We start from the raw sequence: 14,549 nt of genomic DNA, 5'->3' as shown, positions 1-14,549 counted from the left end.
CTAAATCTCTCCTTTTTTACATGACAACCCAGGTATTATTCAAAAGGTCGTTAATCCGGAGCGGCATTTATACAGTCTTATTGTGTTTATTGTTTGTTTGCTTTACATGGAATAATAATCCCCTTTCTGATATCTTAATAGCGCTTCCCTATTTTGCTATACTATATTTTATTTTATGCTCTGTAGGAAAACCCGAAGTTTCTGACTGGCTGCGGGAAAAAATGAAAGGAGATATCCGGCTGATATTCCTTTTCCCTGTGTTGCTTGTGCTGCTGTATTTCAGTTATATAACAATTAATGGGGAAAATCCTTTGCAGGGAACCGTTTTTCTTGTTCCTTGTCTTCTTTTTTTCCCGGTATTGCTATTTGCTGCAAACAAAAATAAAGCTCAAAAAACAGGCTGGCTTGATTTCATCACTTTTGTGTTGTATTTCTTTCCTGTTACACTCTTTGAAGCCGTGCCGTCTAATCTGCCTTTTAATGGCAGCGGATTCGATTCCGTTTACCGTATATCGGTTATGCTGTCGGCGGTATTTGCCTTTGTAACGGTGCGGCATATCCGCGATGTGGGCTTTTACCCTCTTTTTAAATGGAGATATCTTTTTACTACATTATGGGTATGGCTTGCTTTTTATGCTTTTGCGTTTGTGATTGGGTATGCTCTTCATTTTATTGCGTTATCAGGCCGGCACAGCATTAATTTTTTATCCGTTGAGAAAATCATAAGAAGAACACTGAGCATTTTTTTACATACTGCGCTTTTCGAAGAACTGGTTTTTCGGGGGTTGCTGCAAAATATGCTGGCTAAACGTATTGGACAATCAGGTTCATGGAAGATATACTGGATGTGGGGACTTGCAATCCTGACGGCGCTTGCACTGCTTACCGGGTACTCATTAAACGGTGATATGCAATGGTTCCCTGCGCTGGTTACAGTATTGCTTTGTGCTGCAGCTTATGGTATGGAAAGAACAGGTAAAGCCCAAATGGGTGTTTATACGGCGCTTGCTATTACCAGTGTTGTTTTTGGATTGGTGCATGCGCATGCGGGTTCCATTATTTTCGTTGGACTGGCAAGCATCGGCGGCTGGGCTTATGGATATGTGTACCTTAAAACCGGTAATGTTTTTTACGCGGCGCTTTTGCATGCCCTGGTAAATGCCACCCCCTTACTATTCGGACTTGAGCTGGCGAAATAAAACAATCAACGTTCTTGCAACTCCCCCCAAAAAACACATATCCACAGTAGGAGCACAATAGAAAGAGAACCTATGTGTTCAAAAAAATAATACAACCTATCTTTGCTTTATGCCACGCATTCTCGCTATTGACTACGGGTTAAAACGAACCGGCATTGCCGTTACCGATCCTTTGCAGATCATTGCCACCGGTTTAACTACTATTGAATCACCAAAGCTTATTGAATTTTTAAAAGCATATTTCAAAAAAGAAGCGGTTGAAAAAATAATTATAGGGGAACCCAAAAATCTTGATGATTCAGATACACATGCCACTGCACCGGTGCGAAACGTAATTGAAAAAATAAAAAAAGCTTTTCCCGGCATACCTGTTGAGAAAGCAGATGAGCGGTATACCTCTAAAATGGCTGTGCAGGCTATGATAGACATGGGGATGAAAAAAAAACAACGCCGCAATAAGGCTATAATTGATGAAATTGCAGCCACTATCATCCTGCAGGAGTATTTACATCATAACCAGTGATAGTGCGTCATAGACCTTATTCATTGATCGTTCCTGTAAAAAATTCCGCAGCCACTCCTTTTACCCCCGGGTGTACGGAAAACAATCCGCCGCTTAACGGGTAGGCTGCCAGTTGCGCTTCGGATAATTCTCCGCGGGCGGTAGTAATATACAATGTGCCTAAGTCCTTTCCTCCAAAAGCGCAGGAAGAAACATTAGGCGCCGGTACATCAATTTTCTGCAATAGTTTGCCTGTCTGCGGATCAAACCTGCCCACTGCGTTAGCGCCCCAGAGCGCTGCCCAGATTTTGCCCTCCGTATCCAGCGCGATGCCATCGGGCGAACCGCTGCCCTCCGGTATAGTTACTGCTACTCTTCTGTTGGTGATGGCTCCATCTGCATCATTATAGTCAAAAGCATCTATTCTGCGCAGGTGGCTGTCAACATAATACATTGTTTTTTTATCCTTCGTCCACGCAATACCGTTAGAGACCGTAACCCCATCCAGCATCTTTTGCACCGTTTTATCCCTGTTCATCCGGTATAGCGAAGCTACTCCTTCTGTAAACTGAAGGTGCATGCTGCCCACCCAAAATCTGCCCGAAGGATCACATTTGCCATCGTTAAAACGGATATCGCTGTTGGTAATAGGGTTGACAATGAATTGTAACGTGCCTGTTTGGGTATTTATGAAATGGATGCCGTTTTGCAGGGCAACCAAAGCGCCGCCGCTTTCTACCGGAGCAACAGTACCTACTCTTTCTTTTACAAAAAAAGATTGATTTTCTTTGGTAACAGGGTCGTATACATGAAGCGTTCTGCCTTCAATATTTACCCAATACAATTTGTTTTCTGTAGGATGCCACAATGCGCCTTCACCAAGTTGTGCTTTGGCATCTATTTCAAGTGTTGCTTTTTCTGAATAAGGATAATACATGGTACAAAGGGATAAAAAATACAGCGTGATAAAGGGTTTACAGATACTGCTATCGCGATAAAAATAAGGAAGAAACACATGTGTTGTTACATTAGCTAAATATATTAACTGTCATTGGTTAACCCCTGTTTAGTGTTAATTCTTTATTTTCGCACATGTTTGAAGAATAAAAGGAGAAGTGGAAAAGTATATCAATCAAGTTTAAGAGCGTAAACAGGATGAAACGCCGGTGCAAAATTTCATATACAGGGAAGATGTATAACGGCGTTCCCGGTCTGCCGGCAAGGCAGGCATCCAACCATTAAAAAAACAAAAAATATACGGATGAAACCTACATTGGTAATTATGGCAGCGGGAATGGCCTCCCGGTATGGTAGCTTAAAGCAAATACAGCGCTTTGGTCCCTCCGGCGAAACGATCATGGATTATTCTATTTATGATGCCTGCCGTGCCGGATTTGGCAAAGTGGTATTTATTATCCGGAAAGAATTTGCCGATGATTTTAAAGCCATTTTTGAACCCAAGCTAAAAGGGGAAATTGCTATTGATTATGTATTCCAGGACATGCAATCATTTGCAGAAGGTTACGATATACCGGCAGATAGAACGAAGCCATGGGGAACGGCACACGCGGTTTTATGTGCCTCCACTGCGGTACATGAACCGTTCATTGTAATTAATGCGGATGATTTTTATGGGCGGGATGCTTTTGAAAAAGCATATCAGTTTTTAACGAAGGAAGCCAATGATCATACTTTCGGCTTAATAGGATATGAATTAATTAAAACCCTTTCGGATAACGGTTCCGTTAGCAGGGGGGTATGTAAGGTAGATGCTGCGGGAAATCTGGTAGAAATTGCGGAACGTACCAAAATATACCGTGACGGCACCAAAATTGTATATGAGGAAGAGGGTACTAAGACGGAAGTTCCATCGGACTCAAAAGTTTCTATGAATTTCTGGTGCTTTACGCCCTATGTTTTCAGCATATGCAAAGAAATGTTTAACACATTTTTACAAAAGAACCTTAACCAGCCCAAAGCCGAGATATATGTAGTGGATGTTGGGGCAGCATTCATCAAAATACCCGGTAATGCTTTAAAAGTCATTCCTACCCATTCCGAATGGTTTGGGGTAACATATAAAGAAGACGCTCCCGACGTAGAAAGCAATATTAACGCATTGGTTGCCAATGGAGAGTATCCTCAAAGTTTGTGGGAAAATGTTTAACAATTTCCCGGCACATTAAGATTTATATTGCAATGCATAAAAGAAGGAAAAGATAAAATGGCATTATTTTAGGTCTGTTATTGTTTTATTTACGCGTAACTTAATTTTTACCCAACTTGTGCGTTATTATACCGTACCTATAAAAGAATGCTGGTGAAACAAATATTTATTTTAGCATTATTGCTTAGCGCAACTGCTGTATATTCTCAGGGTATATTAAAAAATGTGAGCATAGAAGCTTTTGGTGGCTTGGCCAATTACCAGGGCGAATTACAGGAAAATACTTATACTTTTTCCCAGGCGAAACCTGCTGGTGCATTAGGAGCAAGTTACGCCTTCACCGATAAGATCTCTTTAAGAGGCCTTATTACTTACGGGAATATTCAGGGTGCCGACAGCTATAGCAGCAATTTGCAGCGTCGCCAGCGTAACCTGAGCTTTTATTCTAAAATATATGACGCCAGCCTTACGGGTGTATACGAATTTTTTGATATTATGGAGAAAAGATATACACCATATTTGTTTGCAGGCGTTTCGGTTTTTAATATGGGGCCTTATACCTATGACTCATTGGGTAAGAAAATAGGCTTAAATAATTTGGGTACGGAGGGACAGGGATTACCCGAATATCCCGGAAGGAAAAAATATAATTACCAGAATATTTCTATTCCCTTTGGAGGCGGGATACGCTTTGCTGTTACCCGCAATGTTTCTTTAGGCTGGGAATTTAGATTCAATAAAACCTTTACCGATTACTTAGACGATGTAAGTACCAAATATGCTGATCGTAGTATTTTACTGGCAGCCAGGGGACCTAAAGCTGTGGAAATGGCATACCGTGGTGGCGAATTGAAAAATGGCAGCCCTGTTTATCCGGCGGCAGGAACCGTGAGGGGAAATCCGAAAACCAAAGACTGGTATTATTTTTCGGGGATCACAATTACCTACAAACTGTTTAATGACCGCGATTTTAGCAGCGGCAATAGAGGAAAGGGAATACCCTGCCCGAAGAATGTATATTGATGCGGTATAAGGTTTGAGGTATAAGGCGTAAGTATGAGATGTAAGGTATACCAGGGGACTAACGGTTAGAATTCAGCCACTGGCTGTGAACTACCGGTTTCGTTTCAATTCGTATCTCTTCATTTTCCCGTTTAATGCTTCTCAAATCCTGTAATTCCAAAATAAATCCCGCTCCGTTCTCCACATTTTCATATTAACCAGGCAGTATCATTACAGGTAAACCCGCTCTTTTGTTACTGAAGCATTAAGGGATTGCTATGTGATATATAGCTGCAAGTGTGCCCCGGAATAATAAAATAGTTGTCCAACTTTATTGTATGTCCCTACAATCCAGCCGGCTTATTTCGCTTGACGCCCTTCGTGGCTTTACCATTGCCGCAATGATCATGGTAAATTTTCCCGGAAATGAACAGTATGTGTTTTTTACGTTGCGGCACAGCAAATGGAATGGGTTTTCCTTTACCGATACCATTGCGCCAGTTTTTCTTTTTGTCATCGGCGTTTCTATCGTTTTTGCCTATACTAAAAGGTTAAATGATGGTACGGCTAAAGGCAGCTTATACAAAAAGATCATATTTCGCTCTTTTAAAATATTTGCCGTTGGCATGTTCCTGAACCTGATGCCCGGTTTTGATTTCAGTGAAGTTCGCTGGACAGGAACATTACACAGGATTGCCATTGTATTTATGGTTTGCGCTATCCTCTTTCTCAATACCAACTGGAAACAACAGGCATGGATAGCCGCAGTTTTGCTCGTGGCCTACTGGCTGGCGTTAACGCTTATCCCTACCCCCGGCGTTGGTAAAGTAATGCTGGAACCAGGAGTGAACATTGTGGCCTGGGTAGACAGTAAATACCTGCCGGGAAAAATGTGGCAGGGTACCTGGGATCCCGAAAGCATCCTTAGTACCATACCCTCTATTGTAAGCGGTATTACAGGTATGCTTGCCGGGCGATTAATAATGAGCAAATTCACCCCCAATGAAAAAGTAAACTATCTTATGACGGCAGGGCTTATTGCTGTTATTACAGGTTATTTCTGGGGACTCACTTTCCCGGTAAATGAAAACCTTTGGACAAGTTCTTTTGTGCTGGTAACCTCAGGTCTGGGTGCTTTATTACTGGGCGCATTGTATTTTACAGTGGATATACTGGGGTATAAAAAAGGAGTACGCACCGGCGTTATATTTGGTGCCAACGCCATTGCGGTATATGTGCTTGCGGATGTGCTGGCTTTGTTTTTTTACAGGTTGGAATTTGGCGGGCTTCCCCTTAATGAGCTGGTGGTTAACCAACTGGTACAAGCGGGAATGCAACCCGAACTGGCAAGCTGGTTATACGCGTTGTTTTTTGTTGCTGTTAACTTTGTTCCCGCTTATATACTTTACCGGAAGAAGATATTTATTAAGTTGTGATTGGGATCGCTAATGGCTGATAGCTGAAAGCCGTTTTATGAAAGATGGAATTGTTTTGTTGCTATTTCCTGTATGGCATTACCAATAGCCAGTGCTGCCGTAGCTGCCGGCGATGGGGCATTCAATACGTGGATGGCGTTATGACTTGTCTCTATCTTAAAATCATCAATCATTTTACCCTCCCGCGAAAGCGCCATGGCACGTACGCCTGCACGGCCGGGTATAATATCCGTTGAAGTTAATGAGGGTATAAGTTTTTGTAACCGTTTCAGGAAATAAGCTTTTGAAAAAGCACCCCGGTATTCATCTAATCCAAAGCGCCAGTGCCTGGCAAAAAATTTCAACGTGCCACCATACGATAATGCAGCCGCGGTATCCGTAAAACTAAAATCGGTTTTTTTATAGCCTTCGCGCTTAAATACAAATACCGCATTTGGCCCGCATTCCACTCCGCCGTTCACCATTCTTGTAAAATGAACGCCAAGGAATGGAAATTGTGGGTTGGGTACCGGGTAGATGAGGTTCTTTACTTTGCTTCTTCCTGTTTCGCTCAGGTCGTAATAATCGCCGCGAAAACCAACGATTGCGGTATCAGAACGGGTTCCTTCTTTTTGGGCTATGCGATCGCTTTGAAGGCCGGCGCAGGCTACAATATATTTTGCTTCAAAATTTTGTCTGTCGGTTTTTATAATGGTTTTTCCGCCTTCCTTAATAAAATCTTTGGCTTCCGTATTCAGGAAAATCTTACTCCCTTCAAATTTTTGTTCCAGTAACTCAGCAAGTTTTTCTGTAAGTCCCACATAATCTATTATGCCTGTACAACCCACCCATATACCGGCAATACCTTCGCAGTAAGGTTCAATATCTTTTATTTCCTGCGCTGTTATCAGCCGGATATCCTCCACACCGTTAGCTATTCCGTTCTGGTATACTTTATTCATGTGCGCCAGCTCATCTTCCTGTGTTGCCACGATTACTTTACCGCAGATATCGTGCTGTATGCCGTATTCTTTTGCAAAAGCCACCAGTTCCCTTCGCCCTTCCACACAATTTTTTGCCTTATAGGATCCGGGTTTATAGTAAATGCCGGAATGGATTACTCCCGAATTTCTGCCGGTTTGATGCGCCGAAACACGGTTCTCTTTTTCTAATACCGCTATTTTCAGGTGAGGATACCTGCTGTTGATCTTATAAGCTGTAGCCAATCCTACACATCCGCCGCCAATAACAACAATGTCAAATGATAATGTATCCATAGTTATGTCGTGCCTTAATTTCAGGGCGCAAGTTACCCGAGAAGTTTGGTGTTACAAAAAGTACACATATACATATTTAGGATTTGTAGTTTATCGTTTGTTGTTTATGGTTGGAATTCCGCTTCGTACTTCGGATTTCCGGCTTCGGATTGTTTCACGCAAAGTGCGCAACGCATGCAGGAATGCAAAAGATATATTTTCACTTCTCTCTTTTCACCTTTCACCTGATTCCATTTTCTTTCCAACTCCAGCTTTTATTTCGGATTTAATATCCGCCACGGCGGACAGGTTTGAATTTTATTTGTCTTTTGTGATTTGGTTCTTGTTATTTTTAATCTGTATTCCTTCGGATTTCCGGCTTCTGATTTGTATTTGAGTTTTTATTTGGTTCTTGTTTTTTGCTATTTGATGCTTTGTATTTATTCCGAATCGTTTTTTAAAATAATAACCCCTCCTGCTTTGCAGGTTAGTTCAATAAATCCATTAACCGCTTTGCCTGTGGTTATGCCTTTGGCAGATACAATCTTCCATTGCTCGAAAGGGAGCTTCAGCCTGGTTTTTCCTCCTTTTTCTGCAACGATTTTTATTTCCCTTATCTTCCCGTTTTCCTTCCGGGCATCTACTAAAAATGCGCCCTCAGCTCTCAGTTGCTTAAACGAAATGTCTTTCCAGGCCTGCGGAACAGCAGGCATTATTTCTATAAAGCCCGCATAGCTTTGCAATAGCATTTCCTGCAGGCCTGCGGCAAAAGCAAAGTTTCCTTCCAGCGTAAACGGGCGATAGGTAAATTTGGAATAACCGGATTTTGTCTGATCTCCATTAACATGAAAACTGTTGGGAAGACAAAATGCTTTAGCGAAAATTTGTAGCGTTTTTACAGCGCCTTCACCGTCTTTGGCTCTTGCCATAATATTACCCAGCCAGGAGTACGAATACCCGCACCAGTAATCCGGTCCGATCTTTTCAAGAAGCGCTATCGTATTTTTAATAATGGATTGTGCTTTTTCGCCGTCCTCCCATTTAATGAGGCTTAGAGGGTGAATGGCCATAAGATGCGAAAAATGCCGGTGCGACTGATTGTAGGGCAGGGTAGGAGCAAACATCAGTTCGTCATTGGCGGTAATGGAATAGTCTCCGAATTCGGAAAGTATTTTTTCCCAGCGGGTCGCTTCCTTTGTTAATCCCAAAGCACGGGCCATTTCCGCTGCTGCTGTAAAACTAAATTTCATTAAAGCAAGGTCGTAATTGGTGTTTTGATGAAACCAGGCATCTATGCGGTTATCGTTTATTTCCGGGCTGGAACTGAGCGGCAGTTTTCTTAATCCTTTTTCATCCTTAACCGTTATGCTTTCGAGGAATGTACAGGTTTCTTTCAGCCAGGGATAAGCGCTGTTCTTAAGAAATGATTTATCCATGCTGTACTTCCATTGCAGGTAGTAGTGATGTGCCAGCCAGGAAGATACGGTTGGTGAAAGCGAATACTGTGTCCAGCCGCCCATCTCTGTTCCATCTAAGGTGGTTACGCCCGGCACTGCTAATCCCTCCTTACCGAAAAACAATTTCGTGTAGCGCTTATAGTTAGGCTTGTTTTCATCAAGATGATCTATATAGCCCAATGCTTCCTCCAGGTGATTGCTGCTGTAGGCCGGCCAGTAACTCAATTGTGTATTGAGGTCGTGGTGGAAATCTCCTTTCCATGGGGGTATTCGTCCGTTATCTGCCGTCCACACCGCCTGTAAAGAAATGGGTGGCGCCCCCCGTCTTGCGGCAGATCCGAATTTATATTGTTCAAGGTACCATTGCTTTTCCAGCAGGGTGTCGGGCACATGAATGGCAGACTTGCTCCAAAAGCTTTTCCACCAGGTAAGATGGGCTGTATAATTTTGTTTAAACCCTTTATGTATACTGTTGTTAACCACAACCGATGCTGCAGGGTTTATTTTTTTGTTGGGATATTGTGATGATACGCTCCATACGCCTTCAATAGTTGCAGCATTTATTTTTTTCCATTGTACTGTTATTTCATAAGTAAAGCCACCCCATCCTTCCTGCCTGTAAGTAATGCTGTTACCCTGTTGTTGTATTTTGCCCTGTTTGTATCCTAATCTTGCAAGGTCATCACCCACTAAAGAATTTACTTCCCCGCCTTCTTTTATATCAGACTGGTAAGGTGGCGCGATAAGCCGGGGTATAAAATCTTCCGAAAAGTTTTCAAACCTGAACCATCCAACAGGTTCTGTAGCATGCACAAACGTTTTCAATATCATGCCATTTTCCCATTGCACTTCGCATAATGCGTTTGCCAGCATCAGCCGTACGGATTTTACTTTTGTATCGGCCGGTATTTTGAACTCCAGTGCGCCAGCCGGTATTTTGGAAGGAGCCGGCTCCCTGTCGTAAGGAGCATCAAAATACTCCTGAACCGGCTTGTAATCTTTTTTATTTATCTGCTCTTCTATCCATTGGTAACTGAATTCTTTCCGGTGCAATCCTTTCAGCGGGCGCATGTCCCATATGTCCGACCTGTCTAATGAAAAACGCAAATGATCGCCTTTTTGCCATATTAAAGCGCCAACTGTACCGTTGCCCAGGGGAATGGCTTCGTCCCAAACGGTAGCAAGCTGTTTGAAATAAAGATCGTGTTGCCGGGCAGGCTGCGCTAAAAGAAACAGCGGCAACAGTAAGGTCAAGGTGCAGGAAACTATTTTATTCATCCCGGAAATTAAGGATTTTATTTACTCGGACAACGGATTGTTTAATTACTTAAGCTTAATGGTAATTTCTTTTATGAAGGGTGAAACTACCAGTAAAGGGCACCTGAGAAATATCAATGTTATAGTAAATGGCATTTGATTTGAAGATTAATATTCAGGTGTTAGGGAAGTATATTTACAGGGCTTATCAGTACAAATGGCAAACAGGCAGAAATTACACACCATACTAATCAATTATTGCACAATAAATAATAATGTTATGAAACAGACTATTGTAATTGCTATTGCGGCTTTTGTTTTTTTAGCTGCTTGTAAAAGTACAAACGTAAGCAACGGTAAAACCGGGCAAAGTGAACTTAATGGCACATGGCAACTGGAATATATATCGGGACCGCGGATTGCTTTTGGAGGATTGTATCCCGATAAAAGACCGGTAATAACTTTTAATACAACAGACAGTAGTTTTAGTGGAAACACCAGTTGCAATTCTTACAGAGGGAAGTTACAGGCTGATGACCGGAAAATCTTTTTTTCTGATGATATGATCATGACCAGAATGGCATGCCCTGGCGAAGGAGAACGGGTATTCCTGAATACACTGAGAAAAATTAATCAGTATTCGGTGCAGGACGGCACCCTCACTTTTATGATGGATGATACCCCTATGTTGCGTTTCGTAAAAGAACAGTAATGATTTTCTGATGCGTATTACAATGCTGAATGCAGCGCTATTTTTTTTGCCCCAGTTCTTTAATAAAGCGAAAATGAGAATATACGGCCTGCCCCATGGTTGGAATACTATTATACGGTAAATCGAAAGCCCTGCATTGCGCCTCAACAATTTTACTTAAGGCCGGGTAATGCACATGGCTGATGCGGGGAAACAGGTGATGCTCTATCTGGTAATTCAATCCACCGGCAAACCAGGAAATGATTTTATTGCCGGGTGAAAAATTTGCCGTGGTTTTTACCTGGTGTACCGCCCATTCATTTTCTATCATTTTGGTCTCATCAACACCTGCCGCTTCAAATTCTGTTTCTTCTACCACATGCGCCAACTGGAATACAATAGCCAGCACAAAACCAAGACCAATATGCATGCTTAAGAAAAATACCAGCCAGCCCTGCCAGCCCATCAAAAGAACAGGTAAAACAATATAAAATAATACATACATGGCTTTACTGAACCAAAAAACAAAATGATCGTTACCCGACATTTTGCTTAATACGGTTGTGTTTACCCTCCGTTTGAAATATTTTTCAAAATCCTGGAAAAGGATCCATAACAATGAGCTTACTGCGTATAAGAACGGCGTGTAGAGATGCTGGATTTTGTGCATAGGCTTCCATACCTGCGTTCTGCACATGCGTATAAAAGGGCTTTTGGCAATATCATCATCAACTCCATCCACATTGGTATAAGTATGGTGGATAATATTATGCTTTTGCTTCCATATGAAATTATTACCGCCAAGTGCATTTATGGAAAGCCCCAGGGTATTGTTCACCCATTTTTTGCTGGAATAGCTTCCATGATTGGCATCGTGCATTACATTAAATCCTATACAGGCCATTAAAAAGCCTAATGCTCCTCCCATAACAATGGTCAGCACTACCGGCATGGAAACAAAAAGAAGAGCGATATATATAGCAACGGCTGCAGGTATAAGGGTAAGTGTTTTAGTATACAGTAACCAGTTACCTGTTTTTCTTAAATTTCTTTGTTTAAAATAATCATCCACTGATGCTTTAAGCGACGAAAAGAAGATGGCATTTTTGTTGTTGAATAATACTTTGGACATTAATTGAATTGTGTTTATTTAACGCGAATTGTATGAAGATAAGCTAAATGTATACAGGAACAAGCAGTGATCTTGCCAATCTTGTCACAATGTTAACCACCAGGAAGCGAAGGGGTTAAAGCGAATAGGACGATTGAACCGCAAACAAGTGATGCTCATTCCCCCAATCCTGCTATAATATTTATCGTAAGCGCAACTATAACAGTGTTATAGGCAAACGCGATCAGGCCATGCCACAAGGCCCATCGTCTTATTTTTTTGGATGTTACCGAAACATCCGATACCTGGAAAGTCATACCCAGTACAAAGGAAAAATAGGCAAAGTCAAGAAAATCGGGTTGATCATCTTCCGGAAAATCCAGGCCGCCGGCATGCGTTTGCGGATGCGATGCATGATTGCCGTAATACAAATGGGCGTACCGTACGGCAAAAACCGTATGTACCAGCATCCATGATAAAATCATTGCCGCTATAGCAATAGGTAAATGTAGTTCTTTAACGGCAGGGCTTTGCTTTTTGGCAGTAAGCAATAATATAACCGCCAGCATACTCGCGAAAGTTGAAATGAGAATAATGGAAAAAATAATAGCACGGCTTGGATCCTCCTTGGCGGCCTGTTTGCGTATATGCAATTGAGGTGTAGTGAAAAAGGAATGCCAGTAAAATAACAGCAGCAAAAAGCAAAAACCATCCCATCCCAGCATAATATGCGATAAGCCGGACAAATGTGTATGCGGAAAAGAGGTCAGCCACGACAAGCCCGTTGCTATACCGGCGCAGATCATTATTTTATAAACAACATGCAGCCGGTTAAGCCACAGGAGGTTTTCTTTATCCGCGGTACTGCTCATGGTACTGTTTTTAAACAATGATGTTTAATACTACTGCCGGGTTAGCTATAGGGGTTTCAGGTCTCAAGCTACAGGTTGCAGGGTTATTTCATTGTAACATGGGCCCTGTAACCTGCAACTGTATCTTTCACTTCTCAATTTTCACCTCTCACTTCTCCACCAACTGGTCCGGTATCCTGTAAGCGGCAATATCACTTATTAAAGCATTCCCTTTGGTACCTTCTATTACAATATCAACAGAGGTAACGGCAGTAGCATCAAAAGTAAGCAATCGTTTGTGCCCGATTGTGGTGCCATCAATGGTTTTAACGGTCTCATCTCCTTTCTTCAGGAGGCATTTGAATTGTTTTATACTTTGTCCCAAAGCGATGTATTCTTTCAGCAAAATACAATTAATGGTTTCCTCTTTACCGGGATCAATTGTAATAATGTTTTTATCGCCCCCGGTATTAATATAAGTTGCATTGAAGCCATTGTCGAAATTTGTTGTAACCGGCTCGCCGGCGGCATTTGTATAGCGGACGCTTATATTTTTGAAAAGATTGTTGGCAAAGCTTTCATCGCGGTATTTTTTAAATCCTGCCAAAGCCGCAGAATCGTTGGCGTGTATCAGCCCTCTTCTGTCGGGCGGAACATTTAATAAAAAGGATGAGCCCCGTCCAACGGATTTAAGATAAAGATCAAACAGTTGTTCAGGCGTTTTTACTTTGTCATCTTCTTCAGCATGATAAAACCATCCCGGCCGGATGCTCACATCACATTCTGCGGGGATCCAGTTTTTGCCATTCACATTGCCCTGGTTTAGGGTGTCCTGCGGCGGAGCCCCGGCGCCTCTTGTAAATCCGGCTGTATCCAACAAGTTCCAGTTGGTTTCACCGGCAATGCCTCTTTCATTACCCACCCACCGGATGTCGGGGCCAATATCACTGAACACCACCGCATCAGGCGCCAGTTTTTTTATTTCTTTTTCAAACCGGCTAAAATCATATACCTGTTTTTTGCCGTTGGGGCCTTCGCCATTGGCGCCATCCCACCAAAACTCAAACAATTGACCGTACTGGGTTGTTACTTCCGTCATGGTGTTTACATATACGTCATTGTATTCAGGTGTGCCATATTGCGGATGGTTGCGATCCCATGGCGAAAGGTATATTCCAAATAACAACCCATTGGCCTTGCAGGCCTCAGATAAAGCTTTTACCACATCACCTTTCCCGTTCTCCCATTTGCTTTCCCGCACGGTATGTTTTGAATATTTACTCGGCCATAAACAAAATCCATCATGATGTTTGGCTGTAAGGATAATGCCTTTGGCGCCGGATTGTTTGGCAATGCCTGCCCATTGATTGCAATCCAGCCCTGTGGGATTAAATGCATCTGCAGGCTCATCTCCATGGCCCCATTCTTTATCGGTGAAAGTATTGGGACCGAAATGAATGAACCAGTAAAATTCAAGATCGTGCCATGCAAGCTGTTGCACGGTAGGAACCGGTCCAATGGCTTCCGGAGCTTTTTCCTGCTTTGGCGCTGTATTACAGGACATACCAAAAAGGGCACACATCAAGGCAATTAAAAAAATCTTTTTCATGTTTGCGTATTCAGGTAAATATTGATGATGAC

The 14,549-nt window shown here is 42.3% G+C and carries 12 protein-coding genes; 6 read left to right on the top strand and 6 right to left on the bottom strand.

The window, feature by feature from the left end; translation table 11 throughout:
• Positions 1-20 precede the first annotated feature (20 nt).
• Together FRX45_RS19935 and ruvX are read left to right on the top strand one after the other, a co-directional pair.
• Positions 21-1,199, top strand: a complete 1,179-nt coding sequence (locus FRX45_RS19935) for a CPBP family intramembrane glutamic endopeptidase (protein WP_152270244.1) — start codon at positions 21-23, stop codon at positions 1,197-1,199.
• A 109-nt stretch (positions 1,200-1,308) separates the two neighbouring features.
• Positions 1,309-1,722 carry a Holliday junction resolvase RuvX gene (gene ruvX / locus FRX45_RS19930; RefSeq protein ID WP_152270243.1) on the top strand — a complete coding sequence of 138 codons (414 nt, stop codon included), beginning with the start codon at positions 1,309-1,311 and terminating at the stop codon, positions 1,720-1,722.
• 16 nt (positions 1,723-1,738) lie between these two features.
• Here ruvX and FRX45_RS19925 read toward each other — a convergent pair whose 3' ends face one another.
• Positions 1,739-2,638: an SMP-30/gluconolactonase/LRE family protein gene (locus tag FRX45_RS19925; RefSeq protein ID WP_152270242.1), complete on the bottom strand. Its 900-nt coding sequence runs from the start codon at positions 2,636-2,638 to the stop codon at positions 1,739-1,741.
• A 324-nt stretch (positions 2,639-2,962) separates the two neighbouring features.
• On the opposite strand from FRX45_RS19925, the gene FRX45_RS19920 reads away from it, so the two are divergent.
• The 3 genes from FRX45_RS19920 (at position 2,963) to FRX45_RS19910 (ending at position 6,306) form a co-directional block, all read left to right on the top strand.
• Complete coding sequence (locus tag FRX45_RS19920) at positions 2,963-3,868, top strand: nucleotidyltransferase family protein (protein WP_152270241.1); 906 nt, start codon at positions 2,963-2,965, stop codon at positions 3,866-3,868.
• Between the two features lie 153 nt (positions 3,869-4,021).
• Positions 4,022-4,891, top strand: a complete 870-nt coding sequence (locus FRX45_RS19915) for a DUF6089 family protein (RefSeq protein WP_152270240.1) — start codon at positions 4,022-4,024, stop codon at positions 4,889-4,891.
• A gap of 317 nt (positions 4,892-5,208) precedes the next feature.
• Positions 5,209-6,306, top strand: a complete 1,098-nt coding sequence (locus tag FRX45_RS19910; RefSeq protein ID WP_152270239.1) for an acyltransferase family protein — start codon at positions 5,209-5,211, stop codon at positions 6,304-6,306.
• A 35-nt stretch (positions 6,307-6,341) separates the two neighbouring features.
• On the opposite strand, the gene lhgO is transcribed toward FRX45_RS19910, so the two are convergent.
• Positions 6,342-7,562, bottom strand: coding sequence for an L-2-hydroxyglutarate oxidase (gene lhgO / locus FRX45_RS19905; RefSeq protein WP_152270238.1), 1,221 nt, complete (start codon positions 7,560-7,562; stop codon positions 6,342-6,344).
• 419 nt (positions 7,563-7,981) lie between these two features.
• Entirely contained in the window at positions 7,982-10,276 is a 2,295-nt protein-coding gene (locus tag FRX45_RS19900) for a glycosyl hydrolase family 95 catalytic domain-containing protein (RefSeq protein WP_152270237.1), read from the bottom strand.
• A 259-nt stretch (positions 10,277-10,535) separates the two neighbouring features.
• On the opposite strand from FRX45_RS19900, the gene FRX45_RS19895 reads away from it, so the two are divergent.
• Positions 10,536-10,967, top strand: a complete 432-nt coding sequence (locus FRX45_RS19895) for an META domain-containing protein (protein WP_152270236.1) — start codon at positions 10,536-10,538, stop codon at positions 10,965-10,967.
• 37 nt (positions 10,968-11,004) lie between these two features.
• On the opposite strand, the gene FRX45_RS19890 is transcribed toward FRX45_RS19895, so the two are convergent.
• The 3 genes from FRX45_RS19890 to FRX45_RS19880 all read right to left on the bottom strand — a co-directional run bounded on the left by FRX45_RS19890 (position 11,005) and on the right by FRX45_RS19880 (position 14,517).
• On the bottom strand, positions 11,005-12,078 hold the full coding sequence (locus tag FRX45_RS19890; protein ID WP_152270235.1) for a fatty acid desaturase family protein: 1,074 nt from the start codon (positions 12,076-12,078) through the stop codon (positions 11,005-11,007).
• Positions 12,079-12,233: 155 nt separating this feature from the next.
• Complete coding sequence (locus tag FRX45_RS19885; RefSeq protein ID WP_152270234.1) at positions 12,234-12,929, bottom strand: DUF1345 domain-containing protein; 696 nt, start codon at positions 12,927-12,929, stop codon at positions 12,234-12,236.
• Between the two features lie 148 nt (positions 12,930-13,077).
• Positions 13,078-14,517, bottom strand: a complete 1,440-nt coding sequence (locus FRX45_RS19880; protein ID WP_226805476.1) for an alpha-L-fucosidase — start codon at positions 14,515-14,517, stop codon at positions 13,078-13,080.
• Between the last annotated feature and the right edge of the window lie 32 nt (positions 14,518-14,549).

The organism is Agriterribacter humi (assembly GCF_009192765.1).
GTDB lineage: Bacteria > Bacteroidota > Bacteroidia > Chitinophagales > Chitinophagaceae > Agriterribacter > Agriterribacter humi.
This window is presented reverse-complemented; position numbering and strand designations above follow the sequence as displayed.

Bases quoted from the DNA above. Each gene is read 5' to 3' on its own strand.
- FRX45_RS19920 (WP_152270241.1), top strand. From the start codon at position 2,963: ATGAAACCTACATTGGTAATTATGGCAGCGGGAATGGCCTCCCGGTAT.
- FRX45_RS19890 (WP_152270235.1), bottom strand. From the start codon at position 12,078: ATGTCCAAAGTATTATTCAACAACAAAAATGCCATCTTCTTTTCGTCG.
- FRX45_RS19880 (WP_226805476.1), bottom strand. From the start codon at position 14,517: ATGAAAAAGATTTTTTTAATTGCCTTGATGTGTGCCCTTTTTGGTATG.
- FRX45_RS19925 (WP_152270242.1), bottom strand. From the start codon at position 2,638: ATGTATTATCCTTATTCAGAAAAAGCAACACTTGAAATAGATGCCAAA.
- FRX45_RS19900 (WP_152270237.1), bottom strand. From the start codon at position 10,276: ATGAATAAAATAGTTTCCTGCACCTTGACCTTACTGTTGCCGCTGTTT.
- FRX45_RS19885 (WP_152270234.1), bottom strand. From the start codon at position 12,929: ATGAGCAGTACCGCGGATAAAGAAAACCTCCTGTGGCTTAACCGGCTG.
- ruvX (WP_152270243.1), top strand. From the start codon at position 1,309: ATGCCACGCATTCTCGCTATTGACTACGGGTTAAAACGAACCGGCATT.
- FRX45_RS19895 (WP_152270236.1), top strand. From the start codon at position 10,536: ATGAAACAGACTATTGTAATTGCTATTGCGGCTTTTGTTTTTTTAGCT.
- FRX45_RS19935 (WP_152270244.1), top strand. From the start codon at position 21: ATGACAACCCAGGTATTATTCAAAAGGTCGTTAATCCGGAGCGGCATT.
- lhgO (WP_152270238.1), bottom strand. From the start codon at position 7,562: ATGGATACATTATCATTTGACATTGTTGTTATTGGCGGCGGATGTGTA.
- FRX45_RS19910 (WP_152270239.1), top strand. From the start codon at position 5,209: ATGTCCCTACAATCCAGCCGGCTTATTTCGCTTGACGCCCTTCGTGGC.